Origin of the sequence: Amycolatopsis sp. NPDC059027, from assembly GCF_042739735.1 — a bacterium.
Lineage (GTDB): Bacteria > Actinomycetota > Actinomycetes > Mycobacteriales > Pseudonocardiaceae > Amycolatopsis.
Genome location: NZ_JBHYIK010000003.1, coordinates 63,062 through 70,017 on the forward strand (window position 1 = coordinate 63,062; position 6,956 = coordinate 70,017).

At 68.7% G+C, this 6,956-nt stretch carries 6 protein-coding genes; 3 read left to right on the forward strand and 3 right to left on the reverse strand.

What is annotated here, in order from left to right:
- Window positions 1-138 precede the first annotated feature (138 nt).
- Both ACFWY9_RS02735 and ACFWY9_RS02740 read right to left on the reverse strand, forming a co-directional pair.
- Window positions 139-1,176 (reverse strand): aspartate-semialdehyde dehydrogenase, encoded by a 1,038-nt coding sequence (locus ACFWY9_RS02735; protein ID WP_378331652.1) that lies wholly within the window; start codon window positions 1,174-1,176, stop codon window positions 139-141.
- On the reverse strand, window positions 1,176-2,441 hold the full coding sequence (locus tag ACFWY9_RS02740) for an aspartate kinase (RefSeq protein WP_378331653.1): 1,266 nt from the start codon (window positions 2,439-2,441) through the stop codon (window positions 1,176-1,178). The genes ACFWY9_RS02735 and ACFWY9_RS02740 overlap by 1 nt, the downstream gene beginning before the upstream one ends.
- Before the next feature lie 230 nt (window positions 2,442-2,671).
- Between ACFWY9_RS02740 and ACFWY9_RS02745 the strand changes: the two genes are divergently transcribed.
- Entirely contained in the window at window positions 2,672-3,262 is a 591-nt protein-coding gene (locus ACFWY9_RS02745) for a nitroreductase family protein (protein WP_378331654.1), read from the forward strand.
- A 176-nt stretch (window positions 3,263-3,438) separates the two neighbouring features.
- Here the strand turns inward: ACFWY9_RS02745 and ACFWY9_RS02750 are convergent, their stop codons facing one another.
- On the reverse strand, window positions 3,439-3,807 hold the full coding sequence (locus ACFWY9_RS02750; RefSeq protein ID WP_378331655.1) for a hypothetical protein: 369 nt from the start codon (window positions 3,805-3,807) through the stop codon (window positions 3,439-3,441).
- Between the two features lie 245 nt (window positions 3,808-4,052).
- On the opposite strand from ACFWY9_RS02750, the gene leuA reads away from it, so the two are divergent.
- On the forward strand, window positions 4,053-5,840 hold the full coding sequence (leuA, locus tag ACFWY9_RS02755) for a 2-isopropylmalate synthase (protein WP_378331656.1): 1,788 nt from the start codon (window positions 4,053-4,055) through the stop codon (window positions 5,838-5,840).
- Between the two features lie 85 nt (window positions 5,841-5,925).
- A partial coding sequence (locus ACFWY9_RS02760; protein WP_378337993.1) for a helix-turn-helix transcriptional regulator occupies window positions 5,926-6,956 on the forward strand: 1,031 nt, incomplete at its 3' end.

Consider the following 6,956-nt stretch of genomic DNA (forward strand, 5'->3'; position numbering starts at 1 on the left):
GATTTACCTGACCACGCGGAACCTGGCCTGCCCCCACCCCGCCCGCCGGTGAAGGGTATTTACTGATCGACACCGCCACTGAAGGGTAATTACCTCGCATGGCATGCGAGGAAAGTCCCCTTCAGCTCACGCCCGCGGTCAGTGCTGGGCGGCGATGAGTTCGGCGATCTGGACCGCGTTGAGCGCGGCACCCTTGCGCAGGTTGTCGTTGCTGACGAACAGCGCGAGGCCGCGCCCGTCGTCGACACCGGGATCGACGCGGATCCGGCCGACGTAGCTCGGGTCCTGACCCGCCGCCTGCAACGGGGTCGGCACGTCGGTCAGCACGACGCCGGGAGCGCTCGAAAGCAGCTCCGTCGCACGAGCGGGGGAAAGCGGCTGGGCGAACTCGGCGTTGATCGCGAGCGAGTGCCCGGAGAACACCGGCACGCGCACGCAGGTCCCGGACACCCGCAGCTCGGGAATGCTCAGGATCTTGCGGCTCTCGTTGCGCAGCTTCTGTTCCTCGTCGGTCTCGAGCGAGCCATCGTCCACAATGGACCCAGCCATCGGGAGCACGTTGAAGGCGATGGGCCGCACGTACTTGGCGGGCGCCGGGAAGTCCACCGCCGCGCCGTCGTGGGTCAGCTCCGCCGCCCGCGCCGCGACCGCGTTGACCTGACCGGCCAGCTCGTCGACGCCGGCGAGCCCGCTGCCGGACACCGCCTGGTAGGTGCTGGTGACCAACCGGACCAGCCCCGCCTCGTCGTGCAGCGGCTTGAGCACCGGCATCGCGGCCATCGTGGTGCAGTTGGGGTTCGCGATGATCCCCTTGTGTGCCTCCTTCACCGCCTGCGGGTTGACCTCGCTGACGACCAGCGGCACGTCGGGATCCATGCGCCACGCGGAGGAGTTGTCGATGACCGTGACGCCGGCCTCGGCGAACCGCGGCGCCTGCGCCCGCGACGTCGAACCGCCTGCCGAGAACAACGCGATGTCCAAACCGGACGGATCCGCCGTCGCCGCGTCCTCGACGACGACCTCGCCATCGCGCCACGGCAGCTTCGACCCCGCCGAACGCGCCGAGGCGAAGTAGCGGATCTCGGCGACCGGGAAGTCCCGCTCCGCCAGCAACCGCCGCATCACCGCACCGACCTGGCCGGTCGCGCCGACCACGCCTACCCGAAGTCCTGCCATCAGCGACCACTCCCCGCGTATACGACGGCTTCTTCGTCGCCGCCGAGTTCGAATGCTTCGTGGATCGCGCGCACCGCGTCGTCGAGCTGCGCGTCCCGGATCAGCACCGAGATCCGGATTTCGGAGGTGTTGATGATTTCGATGTTCACGCCCGAATTGGCCAGTGCCTCGCAGAACGTCGCGGTGACACCGGGGTGCGAGCGCATTCCCGCGCCGACAAGCGAAACCTTGCCGACGTGGTCGTCGTACAGAACCGACTCGAAGCCGATTTCGTCCTTGATCTTCTCCAGTTCCTTGACGGCGTGGGCGCCGTTGGCCTTGGAGAGGGTGAACGTGATGTCGGTGCGCCCGGACACCGTGCTGGACACGTTCTGCAGCACCATGTCGATGTCGATCTCGGCGTCCGCGACGACCCGGAAGATCCGGGCGGCGGCACCCGCGTGGTCCGGCACGCCGGTGACCGTGATCTTGGCCTCCGAGCGGTCGTGCGCCACGCCGGTGATCAAGGCTTGTTCCACGGGGATCTCCTCGATAGAGCCGGTCACGGTGGTACCCGGCTTGTCGCTGTAGGAAGAACGGACTCGGATGGGGACGCCGTAGCGGCGCGCGTACTCGACCGAACGCAGGTGCAGGATCTTCGATCCGCTCGCCGCGAGTTCGAGCATTTCCTCGTACGGAATGGATTCCAGTTTCCGCGCGTTCGGCACGATCCGCGGGTCGGCCGAATACACACCGTCCACATCGGAATAGATCTCGCAGACGTCGGCGTTCAGCGCCGCGGCGAGCGCGACGGCGGTGGTGTCTGAGCCGCCGCGGCCGAGCGTGGTGATGTCCTTGGTGTCCTGCGCGACGCCCTGGAACCCGGCGACCAGCGCGATGTAGCCCTGGTCGAGCGCCTCGGTGACCCGGCTCGGGGTGACGTCGATGATGCGCGCGTTGCCGTGCACCGACGTCGTCACGACGCCGGCCTGCGAACCGGTGAACGACCAGGCTTCGGCGCCGTGCGCCGAAATCGCCATGGCGACCAGCGCGTTGGAAATGCGCTCACCCGCGGTGAGCAGCATGTCCATCTCCCGCTCCGGCGGGGCCGGATTGACCTGCTGGGCCAGATCGAGCAACTCGTCGGTGGTGTCACCCATCGCCGAGCAGACCACGACCACGTCGTTGCCCGCCTTCTTCGTGGCGACAATCCGTTCCGCTACGCGCTTGATCCGGTCGGCACTCTCCAGCGACGAACCGCCGTACTTCTGGACCACGAGGGCCACGCCCGAACCTCCTCGACGGGCCGGGAGGCTCCACCGATGGGCATCGATGAGCCCCCGCGTCCCTTACTTTGGGCGAAAGCCTACCGGGGTCGGCCCAGCTCGCCACCCTCGTAAGTGGTGCCGGCCACTCGCCGGACGCCATTCGGAAGTAAAAATTCCTTAACACCAACGAAATACCGGGAGTCCTTCCGTTCGAGTGACGGAGAGCACTCCTTGCTACCTTCGGCGGTATGCGTAAGCCCGCCGAGACAATTCTCCCGATCGAGCCGATCATTGCCGAACGCTGGAGCCCCCGCGCCTACGACGAGTCGGCCACCGTGTCCGCCGAACAGGTCACCGCGTTGCTCGAGGCCGCGCGCTGGGCACCGTCGTTCGGCAACACCCAGCCCGCCCGCTACCTCGTCGGCCTGCGCGGCGACGAGACGTACAAGCGGATCCTGGCCACGCTGAACTCCGGGAACCAGGCCTGGGCACATCGCGCCGGCCTGCTGCTGATCGGCGTGATGGTCACCACGAACGAGAAGGGCGAAGTCCCCTACGCCGAGTACGGGCTGGGCCTGGCGAGCCAGAACCTCGTGCTCCAGGCGGTGTCCTCGGGGCTCATCGCGCACCAGATGGCCGGGTTCTCCGCGGACGCCGTTCGCGAGTCCTTCGCGCTGCCCGCCGACGCGGTGCCGAAGGTCGCCATCGCCGTCGGCTCGCCCGCCGACGCGGCGGTGCTCGGCGACGAACGCAGCGTCCAGCGCGAGCTGGCACCGCGACGGCGCGTCCCGCTGTCGGAGTTCGCCTACGCCGGCACCTGGGGCGAAGCCGCACTCTGAGCCGTACTGGCGGGAGTTTGAATTACACCCTTGAGATTTAAGGAAACAGGCCGGATTCTTTAACTCGACCTACGGGAATGCAAGCGTCCTCAAGAACCAGCGGCGCACCGCGCGATGACGGACGACGTGGCACTGGGCAGCTCGCCCGGTGCCACGTCAGCGCATCGGGAAGCGTGTCAGGAGCCGCTGCCGCCGATGCGGCGGATGATCTTGGCCAGGATGGCCGAGACGACGAGCCAGAACACCGCGGCGATGCCGTAGTTCACCAGCACGCGGAGCTTGGCGTCGCTCGGCTCGAAGAGGTCCTTGAACCCGAGTGACAGGCTGTCGGCCCAGCCGCGGGTGAACGAGACGATGCCGTTCATCGGGTTGGCCTCGCCGACCACGAAGATCACGTGCAGCACGAGCAGCGCGGCGAAGATGAGGCCGAGCCACCGCACGATGCTCGCGACGATCGACGCGGTCCGCTCGCGGGCCTTGCGCCAGTCGACCTCGACTCGCGGCTTCGCCTGGCTCTCGTCGGCCGACTCAGCGTGTTCACCCATGCACGGCAGTCTGGCACGTCACTACCCCATTCGCTACCCGCTGGTAACACGGATGGCGGCCTCCTCGTAACAGTTGTATTGCGACCGGCCCTCCCGTTCGGCGCGTCCCGTGGGTTATGGTGACGTCGTGGCGCGTGCTCTCCTGCTTCGGTGCCGCGACGGGGCCTGACCGGACCGGCTCCCTGTCGCGGGGCTTCGTTGTGCCGCCGGTCGACCGGACCGACCTTTCAGGAGAAGCACCTCTCATGAGCACGCCCGACCCTCGTATCACCAGCAGCCGCGTACGCAAGCCTTCCCGGCCGGCGCCCGCCGATCAGGCCGTCTGGAACACCCAGCGCGGGACGTCGATGCCCGTCCATCGCTACCGTCCGTGGTACCGCCTGGTCGAGGACATCGACCTGCCGGACCGCACCTGGCCGGACAAGCGCATCGAACGCGCGCCGCTGTGGTGCGCCGTCGACCTGCGTGACGGCAACCAGGCCCTGATCGACCCGATGTCGCCCGCGCGCAAGCGCAAGTTCTTCGACCTGCTCGTCCGCATGGGCTACAAGGAGATCGAGGTCGGTTTCCCGGCGGCCTCGCAAACCGACTTCGACTTCGTCCGCGAGATCATCGAAGAGGGCGCGATCCCGGACGACGTGCACATCCAGGTGCTGACCCAGTGCCGTCCCGAGCTGATCGAGCGCACCTTCCAGGCACTGGAGGGCGCGCCGCGCGCGATCGTGCACATCTACAACTCGACGTCGATCCTGCAGCGTCGCGTCGTGTTCCGCGAGGAGCGCGAGGGCATCAAGAAGATCGCGACGCAGGCCGCCGACCTGGTGGTCGAGTACGCGCAGAAGTACTCCGACACCGACTTCCGCTTCCAGTACTCGCCGGAGTCCTACACCGGCACCGAGCTGTCGTACGCGGCCGAGGTGTGCAACGCGGTCACCGAGATCTGGCAGCCCACGCCGGAGAAGCCGGTGATCCTGAACCTGCCGGCGACCGTCGAGATGGCCACCCCGAACGTCTACGCCGACTCGATCGAGTGGATGAGCCGGAACCTGGAGCGCCGCGACAGCGTGATCCTGTCGCTGCACCCGCACAACGACCGCGGCACCGGCATCGCCGCCGCCGAACTGGGGTACCAGGCCGGGGCGGACCGGATCGAGGGCTGCCTGTTCGGCAACGGCGAGCGCACCGGCAACGTCGACCTGGTCGCGCTGGGCATGAACCTGTACAGCCAGGGCATCGACCCGCAGATCGACTTCTCCGACATGGACGAGATCAAGCGGACGGTCGAGTACTGCAACCAGCTGCCGGTGCACGAGCGCAGCCCGTGGGGCGGCGACCTGGTGTTCACCGCGTTCTCCGGCTCGCACCAGGACGCGATCAACAAGGGCCTCGACGCGTTGAAGGACGCCGCGGACAAGCAGGGCGTCCCGATCGACGAGTACCCGTGGGAGGTCCCGTACCTGCCGATCGACCCGAAGGACGTCGGCCGCACGTACGAGGCCGTGATCCGGGTGAACTCGCAGTCCGGCAAGGGCGGCGTCGCCTACATCATGAAGTCCGAGCACCAGCTGGATCTGCCGCGGCGACTGCAGATCGAGTTCTCGAAGATCATCCAGCGGCACACCGACTCCGAGGGCGGCGAGGTCGACCCGACGACGATGTGGAACGCGTTCTCGGCCGAGTACCTGGAGCCGCGGACGCCGCTGGAGCTGGTCTCGCAGCGGGTCACCGACAACGGCGGCGGTGAGTACTCCCTCGTCGCGAAGGTTCGGGTCGAAGGTGACGAGCACGAGATCTCCGGTACCGGGAACGGGCCGATCGCGGCGTTCTTCGACGCACTGTCCACTGTGGGCTTCGACCTGCGGCTGATGGACTACAGCGAGCACACGCTCTCGCCGGGCGACGACGCGCGAGCGGCGTCGTACATCGAATGCGCCATCTCCGACCGCGTGTTCTGGGGCGTCGGCGTGGACCCGTCGATCGTGACGGCGTCGCTGCGCGCGGTCGTCTCGGCCGTGAACCGCGCCAACCGGTAACTCTGCGACGGTCCGTGGGGGCCTCCTTGAGGGACTTGTGCTCCCTCGGGGAGGCCCCCACGGACTTTTGCGGTTGGGTAGGGGCATGAAGGCGGAGAGGCTGGTGGCGCTGCTGTTCACGTTGCAGCGCAGGCGGAGCGCGACGGCGGCGGAGCTGGCGGAGGAACTCGGCGTCTCCGAGCGCACCATGCACCGTGACCTCGCCGCGCTGCGCGACGCCGGGGTTCCACTGTGGACGGAGCCGGGGCGGCACGGCGGCTTCCGGCTCGTCGACGGCTGGCGGGCCCGGCTGGACGGGCTCACCGCACGGGAGGCCGTCGCGCTGTTCGCACTCGGCGTTCCGGAGGCGCTGGCCGGGCTCGGGCTGGGCACCGCGGTGTCGGCCGCGCACGCGAAGGTGTCCGCGAGTATGCCGGGGGAACTGCGTGAGCAGGCCGAACGCGTCGCAGGCCGGTTCCATCTCGACGCGCCAGGCTGGTTCCGTGCGGAAGACGACGCGGCCGAGCTCGCCACGATCGCCCGCGCGGTGTGGGCGCAGCATCGGCTCGACGTGCGGTATCGGCGTCGGGACAAACTCGCCGAGCGCGTGCTGGAACCGCTCGGGCTCGTGTTGAAGGCGGGCACCTGGTACCTCGTCGCGCGTGTCCCCGCCGATGACGCCCTGCGCACCTACCGCGTCTCCCGGATGACGTCGGTCACCGACATCGAGGAACGCTTCGAGCGCCCGGCGGCCTTCGATCTGGCCGGGTGGTGGCGCGAGTCCTCGGCGAAGTTCGAGGTGGTCGCGCGGCCGGTCCGGGTTCGGGTCCGGCTGAACCGCGACGCCGTGCACGGGCTGCGCCGGGTGTTCCGCGCCGAGTACGTCGCCGAAACCGTCGTCTCGCTCGGCGAACCCGGCGAAGACGGCTGGGCCGAGGCCGAACTCGCGCTGGAAAGCCGCGAAATCGCGCTCGGCCAGCTCACAGCGCTCGGCCCCGGCGTCGAAATCCTGGAACCGCGGGAATTGGGGGGGGGGGGGGGGGCGGGCGGCGGGGGGCGGGCGCGCGCGCCGCCCCCCCCACGCCCGCGGGGGGGATATAATCGGCGAGCGGCCCCCCCCGCGCCGCGCGCGCTGGA

Bases quoted from the DNA above. Each gene is read 5' to 3' on its own strand.
- ACFWY9_RS02735 (WP_378331652.1), bottom strand. From the start codon at position 1,176: ATGGCAGGACTTCGGGTAGGCGTGGTCGGCGCGACCGGCCAGGTCGGT.
- ACFWY9_RS02745 (WP_378331654.1), top strand. From the start codon at position 2,672: ATGCGTAAGCCCGCCGAGACAATTCTCCCGATCGAGCCGATCATTGCC.
- ACFWY9_RS02750 (WP_378331655.1), bottom strand. From the start codon at position 3,807: ATGGGTGAACACGCTGAGTCGGCCGACGAGAGCCAGGCGAAGCCGCGA.
- leuA (WP_378331656.1), top strand. From the start codon at position 4,053: ATGAGCACGCCCGACCCTCGTATCACCAGCAGCCGCGTACGCAAGCCT.